General features: G+C 70.3%; 15 protein-coding genes. 6 read left to right on the top strand and 9 right to left on the bottom strand.

Translation table 11 applies throughout. From position 1 onward, the window contains the following. The first annotated feature begins 99 nt into the window (after positions 1–99). Both AB5I40_RS00450 and AB5I40_RS00445 read left to right on the top strand, forming a co-directional pair. Entirely contained in the window at positions 100–1,074 is a 975-nt protein-coding gene (locus AB5I40_RS00450) for a helix-turn-helix transcriptional regulator (protein WP_370936408.1), read from the top strand. Then, positions 1,071–1,613, top strand: coding sequence for a hypothetical protein (locus AB5I40_RS00445; RefSeq protein ID WP_370936406.1), 543 nt, complete (start codon positions 1,071–1,073; stop codon positions 1,611–1,613). The genes AB5I40_RS00450 and AB5I40_RS00445 overlap by 4 nt, the downstream gene beginning before the upstream one ends. Here the strand turns inward: AB5I40_RS00445 and treZ are convergent. The 5 genes from treZ to AB5I40_RS00420 all read right to left on the bottom strand — a co-directional run bounded on the left by treZ (position 1,603) and on the right by AB5I40_RS00420 (position 10,821). Next, complete coding sequence (gene treZ / locus AB5I40_RS00440) at positions 1,603–3,312, bottom strand: malto-oligosyltrehalose trehalohydrolase (protein WP_370940429.1); 1,710 nt, start codon at positions 3,310–3,312, stop codon at positions 1,603–1,605. The genes AB5I40_RS00445 and treZ overlap by 11 nt on opposite strands. Beyond that, positions 3,309–5,585: a malto-oligosyltrehalose synthase gene (treY, locus tag AB5I40_RS00435; protein ID WP_370936405.1), complete on the bottom strand. Its 2,277-nt coding sequence runs from the start codon at positions 5,583–5,585 to the stop codon at positions 3,309–3,311. Before treY ends, treZ begins: the two co-directional genes overlap by 4 nt. Continuing rightward, a complete protein-coding gene (glgX, locus tag AB5I40_RS00430) occupies positions 5,582–7,708 on the bottom strand; it encodes a glycogen debranching protein GlgX (protein ID WP_370936404.1) in 2,127 nt (708 codons plus the stop codon). Before glgX ends, treY begins: the two co-directional genes overlap by 4 nt. A gap of 54 nt (positions 7,709–7,762) precedes the next feature. Beyond that, positions 7,763–9,703 carry a 4-alpha-glucanotransferase gene (gene malQ / locus AB5I40_RS00425; RefSeq protein ID WP_370936403.1) on the bottom strand — a complete coding sequence of 647 codons (1,941 nt, stop codon included), beginning with the start codon at positions 9,701–9,703 and terminating at the stop codon, positions 7,763–7,765. 263 nt (positions 9,704–9,966) lie between these two features. Beyond that, entirely contained in the window at positions 9,967–10,821 is an 855-nt protein-coding gene (locus AB5I40_RS00420; RefSeq protein WP_370936402.1) for a TIGR03619 family F420-dependent LLM class oxidoreductase, read from the bottom strand. A 151-nt stretch (positions 10,822–10,972) separates the two neighbouring features. Between AB5I40_RS00420 and AB5I40_RS00415 the strand changes: the two genes are divergently transcribed. Next, the gene (locus AB5I40_RS00415; protein ID WP_370936401.1) at positions 10,973–11,266 is read left to right on the top strand and encodes a DUF3040 domain-containing protein; all 294 of its coding nucleotides are present in this window, start codon (positions 10,973–10,975) and stop codon (positions 11,264–11,266) included. Between the two features lie 3 nt (positions 11,267–11,269). On the opposite strand, the gene AB5I40_RS00410 is transcribed toward AB5I40_RS00415, so the two are convergent. Next, positions 11,270–11,749, bottom strand: a complete 480-nt coding sequence (locus tag AB5I40_RS00410; RefSeq protein WP_370936400.1) for an Lrp/AsnC family transcriptional regulator — start codon at positions 11,747–11,749, stop codon at positions 11,270–11,272. Positions 11,750–11,882: 133 nt separating this feature from the next. Here AB5I40_RS00410 and AB5I40_RS00405 point away from each other — a divergent pair, with 133 nt between their 5' ends. Further along, positions 11,883–14,198: a transketolase C-terminal domain-containing protein gene (locus AB5I40_RS00405; protein WP_370936399.1), complete on the top strand. Its 2,316-nt coding sequence runs from the start codon at positions 11,883–11,885 to the stop codon at positions 14,196–14,198. A gap of 43 nt (positions 14,199–14,241) precedes the next feature. Here AB5I40_RS00405 and AB5I40_RS00400 read toward each other — a convergent pair whose 3' ends face one another. From AB5I40_RS00400 to AB5I40_RS00390, 3 genes are all read right to left on the bottom strand, one after another. After that, positions 14,242–15,324 (bottom strand): alcohol dehydrogenase catalytic domain-containing protein, encoded by a 1,083-nt coding sequence (locus tag AB5I40_RS00400; RefSeq protein WP_370936398.1) that lies wholly within the window; start codon positions 15,322–15,324, stop codon positions 14,242–14,244. Positions 15,325–15,347: 23 nt separating this feature from the next. Next, positions 15,348–16,760 (bottom strand): aldehyde dehydrogenase family protein, encoded by a 1,413-nt coding sequence (locus AB5I40_RS00395; RefSeq protein WP_370936397.1) that lies wholly within the window; start codon positions 16,758–16,760, stop codon positions 15,348–15,350. Between the two features lie 63 nt (positions 16,761–16,823). Next, the gene (locus AB5I40_RS00390; protein WP_370936396.1) at positions 16,824–17,495 is read right to left on the bottom strand and encodes a GntR family transcriptional regulator; all 672 of its coding nucleotides are present in this window, start codon (positions 17,493–17,495) and stop codon (positions 16,824–16,826) included. A 183-nt stretch (positions 17,496–17,678) separates the two neighbouring features. Here AB5I40_RS00390 and AB5I40_RS00385 point away from each other — a divergent pair, with 183 nt between their 5' ends. Together AB5I40_RS00385 and AB5I40_RS00380 are read left to right on the top strand one after the other, a co-directional pair. Continuing rightward, on the top strand, positions 17,679–18,158 hold the full coding sequence (locus tag AB5I40_RS00385) for a hypothetical protein (protein WP_370936395.1): 480 nt from the start codon (positions 17,679–17,681) through the stop codon (positions 18,156–18,158). A gap of 731 nt (positions 18,159–18,889) precedes the next feature. Beyond that, positions 18,890–19,798, top strand: coding sequence for a serine protease (locus tag AB5I40_RS00380; RefSeq protein ID WP_370936394.1), 909 nt, complete (start codon positions 18,890–18,892; stop codon positions 19,796–19,798). Positions 19,799–19,801: the final 3 nt, after the last annotated feature.

The raw sequence follows: 19,801 nt of genomic DNA, 5'->3' as shown, positions 1-19,801 counted from the left end.
GTGCACGGCCCCCCGGGCCGGGTACGCAGCTCCGTCAGACGCCGGCTTGAAGGCGATCCCGCCCGCGCCGACGAAGTCGGCGCCAAAGACACTGCTCCCATGCGCGCGAGCCGTCTCGTCTCCATCCTGTTGCTGCTGCAGGCCCGCCAGCCGAGGACCGCGGACGACCTGGCCGCGCAGCTGGAAGTGACCCCGCGGACGATCTACCGCGACATCGAGGCGTTGAGCGCGGCCGGGATCCCGGTGTACGGCGAGCCCGGCCACGACGGTGGTTACCGGCTGGTCGACGGGTATCGCACCCAGCTGACCGGCCTGACCAGGCAGGAAGCCGAGGCGCTCTTCCTCACTGGCCTGCCCGCCGCGGCTTCCGGGCTCGGCCTCGGTCCCGTCGTCGCGACTACGGAGCGCAAACTGCTGGCCGCGCTGCCCGCCGAACTGCGGTCTCATGCGGACCGGGTCCGCGAGCGGTTCCATTTGGACGCGGCGTCCTGGTACGACGGCGCTGAGGTCACCCCGCAGCTGCCGACCGTCTCGGACGCGGTGTGGCAGCAGCGCCGCGTCCGGATCCAGTACCAGCGCTGGGCCGCGCCGCACGAAGTGACCCGGACCGTCGAGCCGTACGGCGTGGTGCTCAAGGCCGGGCACTGGTACTTGGTCGCGCGTTCCGGGGAGTTCCGGACTTACCGGGTGGCGCGGATCGTGGAGACGGTGCTGCTGGACGAGACCTTTGACCGGGTTGAGGATTTCGATCTCGGCGGGTACTGGCAGTCCTATCTCGACGACTTCGACTCGCGACGGCGCCAGGGCGAGGCGGTGCTGCGACTGTCCCCGGAGGGGATGCGGCTGTTGCCTCAGCTTGCCGAGCCCGCCATCGCGCGTGCTGCGTTGGAGAGCGGGGTTGCCGAGGCGGACGGGTGGACGCGGGTGGTCGTTCCGGTTGAGGACCACGGCCAGGCCGTCCATGATTTGCTGCGGCTTGGGCCGTTGGCGGAAGTCGTTGCGCCGCAAGAGCTTCGCGACCGGGTGGCTGGGGCGCTGACGTCGTTGCTTCGCCGCTACGCTCCGTTCTCATGACTGGCGACGCCGCGGCCAAGCGCTCCTTCCTCGTGCTGCACGACTACGGCATGGGCGGTCTCTGGTGGTGGATCTCGGCGCGGTCCGAACGGGAAATCCGCGAGACGTTCGCCTGGACCGAGGTGGTCGCCGATCCGGAGGTCGTGGCCCGGTACCGGGACGACGGGCTGCCGGAGGTCGACGTCGACGACGCCGAAATGCCCGCCGGGCTGGACAGCTTGCGCGCCGAGCGCGACAGGCAGCGCGGGCGCGCCGGGTTCGGCGCGCTCGCGGATCGGGAGGTCGTGCACCTGCGCCGGCACGACGACGAGGAGAACACCGACTGGCTGGTCGAGGTCGGACCGGACGGACGCCGAACCCGACAGGTCGAAGTGCCCGATGTCGGGACCGCGCTGCGCAGCGGCCCCGACGACTGGCCGCTCAACCCGCCCTTCGCGGACCTCTTCGCTCCGGAGACCGCGGACTGGGAGATCAGCGCGGCCGAGTTCGAGAAGCACTGGGCTCAGGCCCGGCCCATGACCCCGGAGATCAGCGAGTAGCGACCACCACGAACGACTCCGCGGGCAACACCGTCGCCTCATCCCCCACCTCGGGATTCCCCCACGAAGCCAGCACCTCCCCCGCCACCGCGACCTCGACCGGTTTCGCCGCGAAGTTGCACGCCAGCCGCAGTCCGCCGCGGTGCAGGATGAGCCACGAATCGTCCGGCGCGGTCTCCACCACCACCCGGTTCAGCCGCGGATCGGTCAGCTCCGGATGCGAGCGGCGGAGCCTGATCAGCGTCCGGTACAGACCGAGGATCTCCCGATGGCCCGGTTTGCCCGGTTCGGTCCAGTCGAGCCGCGAGCGGGCGACGGTGGCCGGGTCCATCGGGTCCGGGACGTCCGTTTCTCCCCAGCCGTGCCGGGCGAACTCGCGGCGGCGGCCGGTGCGGACGGCCTCGGCCAGTTCCGGGTCCGGGAACGACGCGAAGAACTGCCACGGCGTCTCCGCGGCCCATTCCTCGCCCATGAACAGCATCGGCGTGAACGGCGAGCAGAACACCACCGCGGCGCCGCAGGCCAGCAGGCCGGGCGAGACGGTCGCGGACAGCCGGTCGCCGGTCGCGCGGTTGCCGATCTGGTCGTGGTCCTGCAGGTAGGCCAGGAACCGGTGGCCGGGGGCGACGCGCCGGTCGAGCGGGCGGCCGTGCGTGCGGGCGCGGAACGACGACCAGGTCCCGGCGTGGAAGAACGCCTCCCGCAGGGTTTTGGCCAGCGCGCCGGGCTCGGCGAAATCGGTGTAGTAGCCAGTGGTTTCGCCAGTGAGCCGGACGTGCAGCGCGTGGTGCAGGTCGTCGGACCACTGCGCGTGCAGGCCGTAGCCACCGGCGTCACGAGCGGTGACGAGCTTCGGGTCGTTCTGGTCGGACTCGGCGATCAGCGTCAGCGGCCGGTTCAGAGCCGCGGACAGCGCCTCGACCTCGGTGGCGAGTTCTTCCAGCAGGTGCACGGCGCGTTTGTCCACCAAGGCGTGCACGGCGTCCAGGCGCAGGCCGTCGAGGTGGAAGTCGCGCAGCCAGCCCAGGGCGTTGTCGAGGACGTAGCGGCGGACTTCGTCGGAACCCTCGCCGTCGAGGTTCAGACCCGCGCCCCAGTCGGTGCGGCCGGCGAAGTACGGGCCGAACCGGTCGAGGTAGGCGCCGGACGGGCCGAGGTGGTTGTAGACGACGTCGAGCACCACGGCGAGCCCGCGTGCGTGACAAGCGTCGACCAGGCGTTTCAGCCCGTCGGGACCGCCGTACGGCTCGTGCGCCGCGCCCCACAGCACGCCGTCGTAACCCCAGCCCGCGGTGCCGTCGAAGGAGTTCACCGGGAGCAGTTCGACGTGTGTGACGCCGAGGTCGACGAGGTGCCCGAGCCGGTCGATGACCGCGTCGAACGTGCCTGTCTCGGTGAAGGTGCCGACGTGCAGTTCGTAGACCACGCCGCCGGGCAGCTGCCGTCCGGTCCACGACTGGTCGGTCCATTGGAACGCCGAGTGGTCGTAGACGCGCGACGCTTCGTGCACGCCGTTCGGCTGGCGCAGCGAGCGCGGATCCGGCAGCGGACAGTCGTCCTCGCCGAGCAGGAAGGCGTAGTCGGTGCCAGTGACGTCGGCCTGCCACCAGCCGTCGGCGGCGGCCGTCATCTCGTGGTCGGTGCCGTCCACGCGGACGCGGACGCGCTCGGCCGAAGGTGCCCATACGCGGAACATCAGGAGTCCTCCCGCACCAGAAGCGCGACTGGGTACTGGTCGAACAACGCCGAAGCCTGCGGTGCGTCGCCGACCCCGCGGCCGGTCAGCACGTCGGTCCATTCGCCAGCGCGCAGCGGCAGGACAGTGTCGCGCCAGCCGCCCGCACGCTCCAGCCCGAGCGGCAGCCGCGTGACCGCGACGGCCAGGCCCTCGCCGCGCTCGAAGGCCAGAAGGTGCTCCGCGGCAACGCCTTCGGCCTGCAGCGGCCGGTATCCGGTGAAAAGTTCCGGCCGGTCGCGGCGCAGGGTCAGCGCGTGGTGCACCACCAAGAGCTTCGCCGCGCCGGTCTCGTCGATCTCGGGAGTTTCGCCAACCTGGACGCGTTCCAGCAGGGCGCGCCGGACGGCGTAGTCGACCTCGCGGCGGTTGTCCGGATCGACCAGCGAGTAGTCCCACAGCTCGGTGCCCTGGTAGACGTCCGGCACGCCGGGTCCGGCCAGCTGCGCCAGTTTCTGTCCCAGCGAGTTCGCCCAGCCCGCGCCGCGAACCCGCTTGACGAACGACTCGACGTCCGCCGCCAAGTCCGCATCGCCCAGCACCGCGGACGGCCATTCGGCGACGGCTCGCTCGAAGTCCTCGTCGTGGTCCGTCCAGGAGGTGCGGAGTTTCGCTTCCTTCGCGGCCTTGTCGAGGTAGTCGCGTAACCGCTCGGGCGAGATCGGCCACGCGCCCACCAGCGTCTGCCACGCAAGGAGATTGAGCGCGGGCTCGTCGATCCCGCGCGCGGCGGTCCACCTCCGGACCGCGACCGCGAACTCGTCGGCCACCTCCGACAGCGCGGCCATCCGCGCGCGGGTGTCCTCGGAGCGCTTCGTGTCGTGAGTGGTCAGCGTGGTCATCGTGGCCGGAGCCGCGGCCGCCCGGCCCGCGGCCAGCGTGTGGAATTCCCCGGTGCTCAAGCCGAACCGGTCCGGGTTTCCGCCGACCTCGTTCAGCGCGGCGAACCGGGTGAACCGGTAGAACGTGGTGTCCTCGGTGCCCTTCGCGACGACCATGCCGGACGTCTGCTGGATCCGCGTCGCCAGTTCGCCGTCCGGCGCGCCGCGCACCTGGCTGTCGAGCGCGTCGAGCGCCGGGGCCAGTTCGGGCCGCCGCTTGCGCGCCCGCGCGACGGCCGTCGCCCAATGCCCGGTGCCCTCCGGGAGATAAGAACGGTAGACCGGGAACGCGATCATCACCTCGGCGACGGCGGCGCGGGCCGCGTCCGCGTCCACGCCTTGGAGCAGCGCGGCGATCCGGTGCACCTCGGCGACCAGGATGCCGTCGGTCACCAAACGCCGCGCGCGTTCCTCGACCGAGTGGTAGTCGGTGCGGACGCCCTGTTCGGCGGCGAGCCGGGTGAACACCGACGCGGCGGCCGGGTCCACGAACACGCCGGTGATCTCGCGCAGCGCGTCGTATCCGGTGGTCCCGTCGACCGGCCAGCTCTGGGGCAGCGCCTCGCCCGGGTGCAGGATCTTCTCGGCCACCAGCCACGCGCCGGGCGCGCCCTCGCGGAGCCGCCGGAAGTAGCCGCCAGGGTCGGCGAGCCCGTCCGGATGGTCCACGCGCAGGCCGGTGACGTCGCCGTCGGACACCCAGCGCAGCACCTCGCCGTGCGTCTCGGCGAACACCTCCGGCCGTTCCACGGTGACCGCGGCCAGGTTCGTGATGTCGAAGAACCGCCGGTAGTTCAGCTCGCGGTTGCCGCGCCGCCAGCCGACCAGCTCGTAATGCTGGCGCGCGTGCACCTCTCGCGGCGTTCCGTGGCCGGTGCCGGGCGCGATCGGGAAGCGGTGGTCGTAGTAGACCAGCTCGTCACCTTCGACGGTCAGCTCGTCGTTGTCGTCGCCGAGGACTGGCAGCAGCAACCGTCCGCGTGTCCAGTCGATGTCGAAAAACGGCGCGTAAGGCGAATTCTGGCCGTTCCGCAGGACGTCCCACCACCACTGGTTCGCCTTCGGCGCCTCGACGGACATGTGGTTCGGCACGATGTCCACCACGAACCCGAGCCCGGCGTCTTTCAGCCGCGCCGACAACGCCTTTCGCGCCTCTTCGCCGCCTAATTCGCCCCGGGCACGCGTCGGATCGGTGACGTCGTAGCCGTGCGTGGACCCGGGCGTCGCGTCGAGCATCGGCGAGCCGTACAACGCGCCGACGCCCAGCTCGCGCAAGTAATCCACGATCCCGGAAGCCTCGGCGACGCCGAACTCCGGCCGCAACTGCACCCGGTATGTCGAGGACGGCGTGCTCATTCGCCCTCCTTGGCGGTGCGCTGCAACACGACCAGCGAGCGCGCGGCGAGCGTGAACTTGCCGCCGCCTTCGACCGGCTCGACGTCCGTCTCCCCCACGGCACCGGTCTCGGTGTCGACCACGACTGTCCATTCGCGACCGTAGCCGTTGCCCGGCAGTGTCATCGCGATGTCCTCCCAGTGCGCGTTGAACGCGAGCAAGAACGAATCGTCCTCCACCGGCATCCCGCGCGGGTCGAGGTCCGGAATCCCTTCCCCGTTCAGGAAAATCACCACCGATTTGCCGAACGCGTCGTCCCAGTTCTGCTCGGTCATCTCCTCGCCCGCGGGCGTGAACCAGGCGATGTCGCCCAGTTCCTCGCCCTTGCGCACCGGCTTGCCCTGGAAGAACCGGCGGCGGCGGAACACCGGATGCGCCTTGCGGAACGCGGCGAGCGCGCCGGTGAACGCGACCAGGTCGGCGTTCTCCGTCGCGAGTTCCCAATCCATCCAGGACAGTTCGGTGTCCTGACAGTAGGCGTTGTTGTTGCCCTGCTGGGTGCGGCCGAGCTCGTCGCCGTGCAGCAGCATCGGCACGCCCTGCGACAGCAGCAGCGTGGCGAGCAGGTTTCGCCGCTGCCGGTCGCGCAGCGCGAGCACCTCCTCGTCGTCGGTCGGGCCCTCGACGCCGCAGTTCCAGGACCGGTTGTCGTCCGCGCCGTCGCGGTTGTCCTCGCCGTTGGCCTCGTTGTGCTTTTCGTTGTAGGACACCAGATCGGTGAGCGTGAAGCCGTCGTGCGCGGTCACGAAGTTGATCGACGCGAACGGGCGGCGGCCGTCGTCCTGGTAGAGGTCCGACGAACCGGTGATGCGCGACGCGAACTCGCCCAGCGTGGACGGCTCGCCGCGCCAGAAATCGCGGACGGTGTCGCGGTACTGCCCGTTCCACTCCGTCCACAGCGGCGGGAAATTGCCGACCTGGTAGCCGCCGGGCCCGACGTCCCACGGTTCGGCGATCAGCTTCACCTGGCTCACGATCGGGTCCTGCTGCACGAGGTCGAAGAACGTCGACAGCCGGTCGACGTCGTAGAACTCGCGGGCCAGCGCGGAGGCGAGGTCGAACCGGAAGCCGTCCACGTGCATCTCGGTCACCCAGTACCGCAGCGAATCCATGATCAGCTGCAGCGTGTGCGGGCTGCGCACGTTGAGCGAGTTCCCGGTGCCGGTGTAGTCCATGTAGTACTGCGGATCGTCCTCGACCAAGCGGTAGTACGCCTCGTTGTCGATGCCGCGCATGGACAGCGTCGGGCCGAGGTGGTTTCCCTCCGCGGTGTGGTTGTAAACCACGTCGAGGATCACTTCGATGCCCGCCTCGTGCAGGGCGCGGACCATGCCCTTGAACTCCTGCACCTGTCCGCCCTGGCCCTGCATCGCGGCGTACCCGTCGTGCGGCGCGAAGTACCCGATCGTGTTGTAACCCCAGTAGTTGCGCAGGCCCTTTTCGTCGAGACCGTGGTCGGTGACGAACTGGTGCACCGGCATCAGCTCCACTGTGGTCACGCCGAGTTTCTGCAGGTGCTCCACGATCGCCGGGTGCGCCAGCCCGGCGTACGTGCCGCGCAGCCGCTCCGGCACGAACGGGTGCGTCATCGTCATGCCGCGCACGTGCGTCTCGTAAATGACCGTTTCGTGGTACGGCACCCGCGGCGCGCGATCGTTGGCCCAGTCGAAGAACGGGCTGACCACCAGCGAATACGGCACGTGACCGGCGGAGTCGTCCTCGTTGAGCTGCTCCGGGTCGTCGAAGCGGTAGCTGAACAGCGCTTCACTCCAGTCGACGCCGCGCGACAACGCCTTGGCGTACGGGTCGATCAGCAGCTTGCTCGGGTTGCAGCGCTGGCCGCGGCTCGGGTCGTACGGCCCGTGCACGCGGAATCCGTACCGCTGCCCGGGGCCGACGCCGAGCAGGTAGCCGTGGTGGACGAAGCCGTCGACCTCCTCCAGCCGCGAGCGGGTTTCGTTGCCCTCGTCGTCGAACAGGCAGAGATCGACGTGCTCGGCGACCTCGGAGAACAGCGCGAAGTTCGTCCCCACGCCGTCGTAGGTCGCGCCGAGCGGGTAGGGCTTTCCGGGCCAGGGCCGCACAGGGCTTCTCCTTGGGCATCGGTTTTCGTTGTCCGGACGGGCTTTTCGAGTTGTTCAGCGCACCGGGCGGGCCGCGGCGAGCGGGGCGACCGCCGCCCGCACCCGCGGGTCGGCGAAGAACCCGTCGACAGTGACGGGAAGCGGGATGCGCCAGTTAGGGTACTCATCCACTGTGCCCGGCAAATTCGGCTGGCGCCGTTCGCCGACGACGTCCGCCGGTGCGGTCAGCACCAGCCGCGACGCCGCCGAAGCGAGCAGCGTGTGCAAGGCGACCACCAAGTCGTCGTCCGGAATTCCTTCGCTGGCAACCAGTTCGAGCAACGCCGTCCGCTCGGCCGCCGCTTCGGCGTACTCCTGCTCCACCGGACGGTCGAGCTGGCCGAGCTCGGCTCGCACGCGGACGTGCTCGGCGTCGAGCCAGCCGGACACCGTCGGCAGGTCGTGCGTTGAAATACTCGCCATCGCGTCCGGATCCCAGCTCTCCGGGCGGACGAACGGCTTGCCGGGCGCGTCCCAGTCGCGCTGGAACCACAGCACGGCGGAGCTGAGCAGGCCGCGTTCGTGCATGGTTTCGGTGACGGTGTCCTCGACGGTGCCGAGGTCCTCCCCCACCACGACCGCGCCCGCGCGATGCGCTTCCAGCGCGAGCACGCCGAGCATCGCTTCGGCGTCGTAGTGCACGTACGTGCCGCGACCAGCCGGTTCGCCCGGCGGAATCCACCACAGCCGCCACATTCCGGCGACGTGGTCCACCCGGATGCCGTCAGCGTGCCGCAACACGCCGCGCACGACGTCGCGGAACGGCGCGTACCCGGCTTCGGCGAGCCGATCCGGCCGCCACGGCGGCAGATTCCAGTCCTGGCCCTGCTGGTTGAACGCGTCCGGCGGCGCGCCGACCCGCACCCGCGCGGCGAACACGTTCCGCAGCGCCCAGGTGTCCGCACCGCCGGGATGCACCCCGACCGGCAGATCGTGCACCACGCCGACCGGCATGCCCGCCTCGCGCGCGGCGCGCCGGACGTTGTCGAGCTGCTCGTGGCAGAGCTGCTGGAGCCAGCCGTGGAACTCGATCCGCTCGGCCAGTTCCTCCCGCGCGGCGGCCACCTCGGCACTGCCGGGATCGCGCAACGGCTCGGGCCACTCGCGCCAGTCGCTGCCGTGCACCTCGGCGAGCGCGCCGAACGCGGCGAAATCGCGGAGGTCGTCGTCCAGTTCGATCGGGTGCGGGTGGTACGGGCGCAGCAGTTCCAGCGCGGCGCGTTTGGCGGTCCACACGGCGTCGTAGTCGATCAGTTCGCCGATCGGATCCGGCGCTAGCGCCCGTACCTGTCGCTGAGTGTCTTCATCGGCGCGAGCGAACGCTTCGGTGTCGGTGACCCTCAGGTACAGCGGGTTCGCGAACCGGCGGCTGGAAGGCGAATACGGCGACCGCTCGACCGGATGCGCCGGACTGATCGCCTGCACCGGGTTGACGAGCAGCACGCCCGCGCCCAGTTCGGCGGCCGACCGGGACGCCATCGCGGCGAGATCGCCGAAATCGCCCATGCCCCACGACTGTTCGGAATGCAGCGCGTAAAGCTGCAGCATCCAGCCCCACGCGGGAGGCACCGCGGGCAGCCGGTCCGGGACGACAGCCAGCGAAACCCGTTGCTCTGCGGTCACGATCTCGTGCCAGCCCAGCGGAAGGTCAGCCGGAAGTGTGGTGCCGACGTCACGCGCTGTGCCGTCTTCGAGTTCGACGGTGGCGGCTTGGCCGAGTTCGCGTTCTTGCCCGGCGCGCACCACGACAGTCGGCGGCAAGGCTTGCGAGGCACGGGCTTCCCGCACTGCGGCCAATTCTCGCTGAATTGCTTGTGGAGTACCGGCATCGACGTCGAGCTGCGCCAATACGGCGATCACGACGTCTGGGTCGACCGGTACTTCGATTTGGTCGGCGTTTTCGTAGCGGGTGGCGACGCCGTGGGCAGCGGCCAGTTCGGCCAGTTCGGGGGTCACGTTTCGGTCCGGGGAACGGGAATGCGCACCGGACCAGTGTCCCGGGCGGCGCCGCGCGGCGCCATTCGCCTCGCCGCCGCAGACGGGCGAAGCGGTGACCGGCCGGTCGGGGGCGTGCCGGCCGGTCACCGCCACACGAAACAAGAGGGAAGGCCGCCTCAGGAATGACGCGTGGCGGCCGGGTTCACCCGTTCAGGCGCTTTTTGCTCTTCCAGCGCGCAGGTCCATACCAACGGAGGTAATGCGGTCCGAAGTGGACGCCGTCAGGCTCCGGCCAGCTGCCCGAGCTTTCCGGCGAGCCGGTCCAGCCACGCCTCGGCCTCGCCCGCCGAGCGGTCCGGGAGCCCGAACACGACCTCGGTGACGCCCGCCGCCTCGAGCTTGGCCAGCCCTTCCGGATCCGGGCGCGGCCCGAGCGCGATCACCTCCGGCTCGCCCTCCCGGCCTTCCTCGCGCCAGATTTCGCGCAACTGCGCGACTTTCCCGGTGATGTCGCCCTCGCCGGGCGTGGTCAGCCAGCCGTCGCTGTGCCGCGCGATCCAGCGGAACGTGCGCTCGTTCCCGCCCGCGCCGACGACCACCGGCACCTTGGGCTGCACCGGCTTCGGCCACGCCCAGCTCGGCCCGAACTCCACGAACTCGCCGGAGTAGCTCGCCTCTTCCTCGGTCCACAGCGCGCGCATCGCTTCGAGGTACTCGCGTAGCGCGGTGCGCCGCCGCTTACCGGGCACCCCGTGGTCGGCGAGTTCGTCGGTGTTCCAGCCGAACCCGACGCCGAGCGTGACCCGGCCGCCGGACAGGTGGTCCAGCGTCGCGACCGTTTTGGCGAGCGTGATCGGATCGCTCTCCACCGGCAGCGCCACCGCGGTCGCCAGCCGGATCGTCGAGGTCACCGGCACCGCGCTGGCGAGGGCGACCCACGGGTCGAGCGTGCGCAGATAGCGGTCGTCCGGGAGCGAGGAGTCGCCGGTCCGGGGATGCGGGGCGTCGCGCCGGATCGGGATGTGAGTGTGCTCGGGCACGTAGAACGTCGCGAATCCGGCCTCTTCCGCGGCTTGGGCGGCCGCCGCCGGGGAGATGCCCCGGTCGCTGGTGAACAACACGATCCCGTATCTCACCCCCGGCACGTTATTAGAACGTGTTTCAGTTTGCAACGGCCCCGGGCACGGGCGATTATTCCCGCGAAAACCCGGGCTTGACGGCGACCGGGGGCGGGTACTCCACTGGTACTTGAGCGATCACCGGCCCGTCCTGCCCGAGGAGGGGATCATGCTGCCCCATCGCGACCGCAGCGCCCTGCGGAAGATCGAAGAGGAACTCGCCGCGAGCGACCCCGTGTTCGCCGCGACGCTGAGCCAAGGCGTGCTGCCCGCGCAGTCCCGGCGGTGGCGGCAGATCCTCGTGCTCGCCGAGGCGACAGTTCTGCTGATGCTGGTGTTCGGCCTGATGGCCGGGGACACCGGCTGGTTCCTGTGGGGCCTGCTGGCCGCGCCGCTGCTGGTGTGGGCGCACCGGACCATGCTGCAGCGCGGCCGCGAGCGGGCGGCCGACGACCAGCCGTGATTTTCAGCGCCGGGCAGCGCGCTCGAGCAGCGGGGTGAGCCGGTAAGGCACCATCTCGCGCATGACGAGCGCGTTGTTGGTGCGCTCGACGCCGGGGATTTCCAGGATTTCCCCGGCGATCCGGTACAAATCGTCCGCGTCCGTCGCGACGACGTGCACCAGAAGGTCCTGCGCCCCGGTCAATCCGCGCACCTGCAGCACTTCCGGCACCGCGGCGAGCGCGCGGCCGACCTCGTCCAGCAGCCGTTGCCGCGCCTGCACCGTCACGAACGCGGTGAGCGGGTAGCCGAGCGCGGCCGGGTCGATCCGGTGTTCGGCCGAGCGCAGCGCGTCGCCTTGTTCGAGGCGGGCGAGCCGGCTTTGCACGGTGTTGCGGGACAGGCCCAGCTCGTCGGCGAGCGCGACGGCGGTGGCCCGCGGGTTGCGGCCGAGCGCGAGCAGGATCCGGGCGTCGGTGGCGTCGAGCCGTTGAGTGCTGGGCATGCTGCGCAGTCCTCTCCGCACCGCGAGGTGCTGTCCTGGGCGTTCTGCGCAATGTCGAACGCGCTTGTTGTGCACCCTACCCAGCTCTGCTGGACTGTCCTGAACTTTCCGCCCAAGAAAGGTCCGATCCGTCGTGAGCAGCGCCGCCCCCGAACGCCTTCCGGACAACGACACGGTGACCGTCCTGCGCGAGGTGCAGGACCGGGTGCTGTGGCTGTCCACCGCGATCATCGACCACGCGAACCGCGTCCGGCCCAATCCGACCGGGCTCAAGGTCGGCGGGCACCAGGCGTCCAGCGCCTCGATGGTGTCGATCATGACCGCGCTGTGGTTCGCCCGGCTGCGCGCCGAGGACCGGGTTTCGGTCAAGCCGCACGCCTCCCCCGTGCTGCACGCGATCAATTACCTGCTCGGCGACCTCGACGAGAAGTACCTGACGACGCTGCGCGAGTTCGGCGGCCTGCAGAGCTACCCGTCGCGCTCGAAGGACCCGGACCGCGTCGACTACTCCACCGGTTCCGTCGGCATCGGCGCGACCGCCCCGATCTGGGGCGCGCTGGCGCGGCGCTACGTCGAATCCCACGGCGGCGGCGCGGGCACCGGACGGCAGTACTCGCTGGTCGGCGACGCGGAACTGGACGAGGGCGCGTGCTGGGAAGCGATCCTCGACCCGAACGTGGCGGAACTGGGCGAGGTCGTGTGGATCGTCGACCTGAACCGGCAGTCGCTCGACCGCGTGGTGCCGAACATCGGCGCGACCCGGCTGCAGGGCATGTTCGAGGCGGCTGGCTGGCAGGTGCTGACCGTGAAGTACGGCCGGCTGCTGCAGGAACTGTTCGAGCGGCCGGGCGGCTCAGCGCTGCGGGCGCGCATCGACGAAATGTCGAACCCGGAGTACCAGCGCCTCATCCGCTGCACCCCCGCGCAGCTGCGCGAGCGCCTGACGACGCCGGAACTCGCCCCGCTGCTGGACACGCTCGACGACGACACGCTGCACGCTGCGATCCGCAACCTCGGCGGCCACGACCTGTCCGCGCTGCTGGACACGTTCGACGCCATCGACGACCACCGGCCGACCGTCGTTTTCGCTTACACCGTCAAGGGATTCGGCCTCGCCAGCGAAGGACATCCGCAGAACCACTCGTCGCTGCTGACCGCCGAGCAGCTGGGTTCGCTGGCCTCGCGGGTCGGAATCTCGCCCGACAACCCGTGGCAGAAGTTCCCCGAAGGCTCCGCCGCCGCCCAGCTGTGCGCTTCGACCGCCACCCGCCTGGAGCGGGAAACCGTTTCGCTGCAACCGGTTCCAGCACTGCCGTCCGACATCGGCCGCACGCCTTCTGGCCGCACCACGACGCAGGCCGCGCTCGGCCGCGCACTGCTCGACCTGACCCGCGAAGCTCCCGAAGCGGCGGAACTCGTCGTGACGCTGTGCCCGGACGTCTCGTCCAGCACCAACCTCGGCGGCTGGGTCAACAAGGTCGGCGTGTGGTCGCCGCAGGAGCGCGTCGACTGGTTCGCCGACGACCCCGAAACGATCCTGCACTGGCGCGAGCGGCCCAGCGGGCAGCATCTGGAGCTGGGCATCGCCGAGGTGAACCTGGTGAGCGCGCTCGGCGAACTCGGCACCACGTGGTCGCGCTGGGGCCGTCCGCTGCTGCCGATCGGGGTGCTTTACGACCCCTTCGTGGAGCGCGCGCTGGAGCCGTGGTCGTTCGGCATCTACGGCGGCGGACAGTCCATTTTGGTCGGTACGCCTTCCGGCGTCACGCTCGCGCCCGAGGGCGGTGCGCACCAGTCGGTGACCACGCCGTCGGTCGGTCTGGAACAGCCTGGTTGCGTGACGTACGAACCGGCGTTCGCCTTGGACGTCGAGTGGACCCTGCTGGCTTCCCTGTCGCGGCTCGGCCGTCCCGACGGAACTTCCGCCTACCTGCGGCTGTCGACCCGTCCGGTGGACCAGAGCCTGGCCGCGGTGCCGACCGATCCGGCCGCGCGGGAACGTCGCCGCCGCCAGGTCGTGGCGGGCGCGTATCCGATCCGCACCGCCGCGGTGGCCCGCCCGGACGTCACGCTGGTGACGATGGGCGCGATGGTCACCGAGGCGCTGGAAGCCGCCGACCGGCTGGACGCGCTGGGCAAGCACGCCGATGTGGTGTGCGTGACGAGTCCCGGCCTGCTGTTCCGCGCTGTGCAGGCGCGGGCGGGGCAGGACACGGCTGAGACGTGGATCCTGGAGTCGGCACTGCCATCCGAACGGTCCGCGCCGATGGTGACGGTCCTGGACGGACATCCGCACACGCTGGCGTTCCTGGCGAACGTCCATCGCGTGCGGGCGTCGCACCTGGGCGTGACGCGGTTCGGGCAGTCCGGGGATCTGGAGAGCGTGTACCGGCATCACGGCATCGACACGGACAGCATTATCCAGGCCGCGCTGGACGTGGCCGACTGATCGAGGACCGGCCGGGACCTTGCTGCGGGTCCCGGCCGGTCTTTCAGTCCCCGATCCGGATCAGCGACCGGGCGCCCTGCCCCTGCCGCATCCGGTCGAACGCCTCGCCGACCTCCTCGAGCGAAATCCGGTGCGTCACCAGGGTTTCCAGGTTGAGCGCACCGGAACGGACCTCGCCGGCGAGAACCGGGATGTCGACGTCCGGGTCGGAAGCGCCGTAGACAGTGCTGGTGAGCGTCCGGGCGAAGTGGAAGATCTCCAGCGGGTTCAGCACGACCTGCTGGTCTTTCCGCCCGACGCCGACCACCGTGCAATGCCCGCCGCGGCGCACCGAACTCCACGCCGCGCGGATCGTCGTCGCCGCGCCGACGCATTCGAAGGCGTAGTCCGCGCCGCGACCGTCGGTCAGCCCACGCACCTGTTTGGCGAGTTTGTCGTCGCTCACCAGGAAATCCGTCGCGCCGGCCGCGCGGGCGAGCGCTTCCTTCTCCGGCGACAGGTCGGCCGCGATGATCTGCCCGGCTCCCGCGAGTTTCGCCCCGAGCACCACGCACAATCCGATCCCGCCGAGACCGAGCACGAGCACGCTCTGTCCTTTTCGGACTTTCGCGGTATTGCGCACCGCGCCGACCCCGGTCAGCACCGCGCAGCCCATCAACGCGGCCAGATCGAGCGGAACGCCGTCCGGCAGCGGCACGACGGATCGCCCGGGCACCACGGTTTCCTCGGCGAATCCGCCGACGCCGAGCACGACGTTGAGCGGCTCGCCGTCCAACTCCCCGCGCGGCAACGTGGTGACGCCCTCGATCGCCGCGCACAACCACGGTTCTCCGGCCAGGCAGAACCAGCATTCCCGGCAGGCGGCGGCCCAGTTGAGCACCACCCGGTCCCCCGGCTGCACGTGCGCGACTTCATTGCCGACCTCGGCCACGACGCCGGACGCCTCGTGTCCCGGCACGAACGGGTACTGCGGGCGCAGCGTTCCGTCCACCATGGACAGATCGGAATGGCACACCCCGGCGGCCGCGATCCGCACCCGCACGTCGTCGGGCCCGACCGGCGGCAACGCGATGTCGCACACCTCCGGACGGCCGCCCTGCTCGCGCACAACCACGGCTTTGACCACGGTGTCTTCTCCTTCGGGTCGTGCTAGAGCTGGATGGATTTGAGCTCGGTGAACTCGTCGAGCGCGGCCCGGCCCATCTCGCGGCCGAGACCGGACTGCTTGTAGCCGCCGAACGGGGCGAGCGGGTTGAACGCCCCGCCGTTCACGTCGATCTGCCCGGTCCGGACCTTGCGCGCGAAGGCCAGCGCCCGGTCCTGGTCGGCGGACCACACCGCGCCGTGCAGGCCGTAGCGGGAGTTGTTCGCGATGCGCAGCGCGTCCTCCTCGTCGTCGAACGGGATGATCGACAGCACCGGGCCGAAGATCTCCTCCTGCGCGATCGTCGAATCCGGGTCCACGCCCGCGAAAACTGTCGGTGCGACGAAGTAGCCTGTGCCGGCAGGAGCTTCAGTACCGCCCGTCACCAGAGTCGCGCCCTCGGCGATGCCCTTCTCGATGTAGCCGCGCACCCGGTCGCGTTGGGCTGCCGAGACAAGCGGGCCGAGTTTTGTCTTGGGGTCCAACGGATCGCCCGTGGTGAAGCCCTCGGCGAACGTCTTCGCGAGCGCGACCGCTTCGTCGTGCTTCTCGCGCGGGACGAGCATGCGCGTCCACGCCGTGCAGGTCTGGCCGCCGTTGAGGAACGCGTTGGAGACGCCGACTTTGACCGCCGTCGCCAGGTCCGCGTCGTCGAGGATCACGTTGGCGGACTTGCCGCCCAGCTCCAGCGTGACGCGCTTGACCGTGCGTGCCGCCAGCTCGGCCACCCGAGTGCCGGCTCGCACCGAACCGGTGAACGACACGACGTCGACCTCTGGATGCGTCGCCAGCGCCTCGCCCACCACTGGCCCGTATCCAGTGACCAGATTGACCACGCCGGGCGGAAAACCGGCGTCGTGGATCGCGTCGAACAACTGGTACGCGCTCAACGGCGCGACCTCGCTCGGCTTGACCACGACCGTGCAGCCCGCTGCCAGCGCCGGAGCGATCTTGCAAGTGATCTGGTGCAGCGGGTAATTCCACGGCGTGATCGCCGCGACCACGCCCGCCGGTTCGCGGACGATCAGCGAGTTGCCGACCTTCTCCTCCGGCTCGTCCTGGCCGAGTAAATCGACGTACGTCTTCACGTCGGTCTGCGGCAGCGCGGCCTGGATCCTGGTCGCGATCCGCAGCGGCGTGCCGACGTCCTTCGCGATCGTCTCGCCGATCTCGTCGGCTCGCTTCGCCAGCCCGTCGAGGAGTTTGCCCAGCAGCTCAGCGCGTTCCGCCCGCGTGGTCGCGGCCCATGCCGGAAACGCCTCGCGCGCCGCCCGGACCGCCCGGTCGACGTCGGCGGCCGTGCCCTCCGGGATGTGCGCCTGGACCTGCTCGGTGGCCGGGTTTTCCACCGGGATCGTGGCTTGGGAATCCGAGCGTACCCATTCGCCGCCGAGGTACAGCACGTCGCGCTCCGCCACCGGGTCTCCTTCGATCTGGGTTCTCTCGCTCCCGGCGGATTCTATAGAAAACGCACCGGCTGTCTAGTGCGCCGCGAGGACGCCCTGTGCCGCAAGGAAGTCGACCAGCAGGTCCCCCGCCTCGCGGATATGCGCCGCCATCGCCTCCCGCGCCGCGTCCGGCTTTCGCTCGTTCAGGGCAGCGAGCACCCGATCGTGGTCGTCGCGCGCGAGGATCGGCCAGCCGGGAATGTCCGCATACGCCGAAAACGGCACGTACCGGAGCGTCAAAGACAGCATCCAGGTGAACTTGGGCGAGGCGGCGGCATGATTGACCATGCGGTGCAACGCGAAATCGGCCCGCTCGGTCGCGTCGAGGTCGCCGTCGCGGACGGTTTTCTCGATCTCGCGCTGGAGGTCGTCCAACCGCGCCAGCCCCGCCGGGTCGAAGGCTTCCGCCGCCCGCGCGGCCAGCTCGCCGGAGACGTAGGCCTGCATCGCGTAGACGTCCACGACGTCGCGGCGCGTCACCGGGATCACCCGGAATCCGCGCCCTGGACGGAAATCCACCATGCCCTCGCCCGCGAGCGCCATCAACGCCTCGCGGACCGGGGTGGCGCTGACGCCGAGGCGCTCGGCCAGATGCTCGGTCCGCAGCCGCTCGCCGCCGCGGACCGCGCCGGTCAGGATCAGATCGCGCACCTGTTTGGCGACCCGCGGGCTCAGCCGTTCGCGCGCTTCTCCGGCCACTGTCACGAAAACTCCCCGCCAGCGTTCGATTTCCCGCTATCGTAGCCGTTGCCCGCGAATGTGACCCCGGTCACTTTTTGCTCCGGCGAGAACCCGCGGAGGGGGTCGCCTCGACTATCCGGACGAACCCCGTGCACCGGGGCGAACCGCAGAGTGTCCTCAATGGACACTTCGAGGGAGGGAAACGGAATGTCAGTGAAGTCTTCGGTTCTGCGCCACGGCCGCCTGGTCGTCGGCACGGCACTCGCGGCGGCCGTCATCGCCGGAGGAACGATCGGAGTCGCCGCGGCGGCCACCGGCGATCATCCGGCTGCGCCCGTAGCGGCCGCCGCTCCTGCCGCTGTTGCTGCCCAGCCGCCCGCCGAGCAGCCGCCGGAGGGAGCCCGGGCGACCGTGAAGATCGACCCGAACCCGGCCGCCCCCGGCGGGGACATCACGCTCACCGGCAACTGCGGCGGAGGCAAGGGCCTGAAGAAGGTGATCGGCGGATTCCCGGGTCACCAGATCCTCAAGGACGTCAAGATCGTCGACGCGAACCCGGACGCCTTCAAGGCAACAGCGAAAATCACCACGAAGGTCGGCAACGGAGTCGGCCCGGTGATGGTCGACTGCGACGGCGAAGCAGGCGTGACCCTGCTGGTCACCCACACTCCCGCGGCGGGTGAGTAGCCGATGCCCGGAAAAGCCCGCGGCACAAGGGTGACCCGATCCGATTCGGCGGTGGTGCCCGGCTAGGCGAGTCTGCCGCTCGCCGTCACGCATCCGGGTCAAGGGGTTGGCCATCCGGCCGGATGGCCAACCCCTGCCGGAGGGCCGCGCCGCCGATTGAGCAGGCCGCAACCCAGCGCGAACCGCAGCCCGGCCGCACCTGACGCATCGGCCACCCCGCCGCGTGGACGATCGCCAGCCCGGCCTGGCACCGCGTCGCCTGCCCGGATGCCGCTGAACCGGCGTCCCTCCACCGAAGCCGAGGCAGCCGCGCTCGCGTCCGGAATACGGCTCGCGAGGGTCACTGCCTCGCGCTGGCCCGGCCCGGTCGCGTCAACCACCGAGCGGTCAGGTGCTCAGCGCGTCCGTCCGGGTGATGCCCCGTCTGCCGAACAGACCGCCAACACGGACGACAACTCGGCTCGGCGGAGCCCAGCACGCTGCCCGCGCAACAGACAGGTGACCGGCCAGTCCCCCAGGCCGGCCGGTCACCCCTGCCTGCGGCAAAAGCACCGCGCGACGGGCCGTCGCCACCTCGCGGCGCACCCGTTCACCCACCCCCGCGAGGGTGGAAAATTCCGGGCGCAGCAGATCGAATTCCCTGCTGTGAGGCGATGTGCAAGCGCTGTGAGGTTGCTGTGCATCCGGCCGCACGGGATGCCTGGCGGGCGTCGGCATGGTCATCTTGAAGCGTGAGAGTCAACGTTTCCCGGACAGCGCTGATCGTCTGCGCGGCGGCGGCGATCGTGGCGACCGGCGGCGCCAACGCCGTCGTCGACACCGCTGACGTCACCGGCCCGGCGAGCCAGCCGAGCGGCACGGGCACCCCCGCCGTCTCGACCGGCGATGATTCCCGCGGCACGGCGGCAGCCACCTCGACCGGCAACACCGGTGCCTCCCCCAGTGCTCCCGCCACCGGCGGCACTGGCACGTCGCCCGGCGCTTCCGCCACCGGCGACAACGGCACCTCCCCCAGCGCATCCGCGACGGCCAGCCGGACCGTCGGCGCGCTTTTCTCCGGCGGCAACCACTTCTGCTCAGCCAGCGTCGTGCACAGCCCTGCCGGCGACCTGCTCCTCACCGCCGCGCACTGCGTCAGCGGCGACATCTCCGGCGTCACCTTCAAGCCCGGCTACCACGACGGCATCGCCCCGTACGGCACCTGGCAGGTCACCGCCGCGATCACCGCAGACGGGTGGAAGTCCTCGTCCGATCAGGACCTCGACTTCGCGTTCCTCAAGGTCGCCCAGCCCGGCTCCGCGAGCCTCGAAAGCCTCACCGGCGCCAACCAGCTGGGCACGAACCAGGGCTTCTCGCACACGATCACCCTCACCGGCTACCCCGACGGCACCGAACAACCAGTCGTCTGCACCGGCACCACGACCCAGTCCGACGCCTTCCAGCAACGAGTCGCCTGCCCCGGCTTCCCCGACGGCACCAGTGGCGGCCCGTGGGTCGTCAACCAAGACCCGAACACCGGAACCGGCACCGTCATCGGAACCATCGGCGGCTACCAAACCGGCGGCGCCACCCCGGACGTCTCCTACAGCGCCTACTTCGACGACGACATCGCCCAGCTCTACAACTCGGCAATCAGGTGAATC

The sequence above is a fragment of the Amycolatopsis sp. cg13 genome, from assembly GCF_041346965.1.
Taxonomy (GTDB): domain Bacteria; phylum Actinomycetota; class Actinomycetes; order Mycobacteriales; family Pseudonocardiaceae; genus Amycolatopsis.
This window is presented reverse-complemented; position numbering and strand designations above follow the sequence as displayed.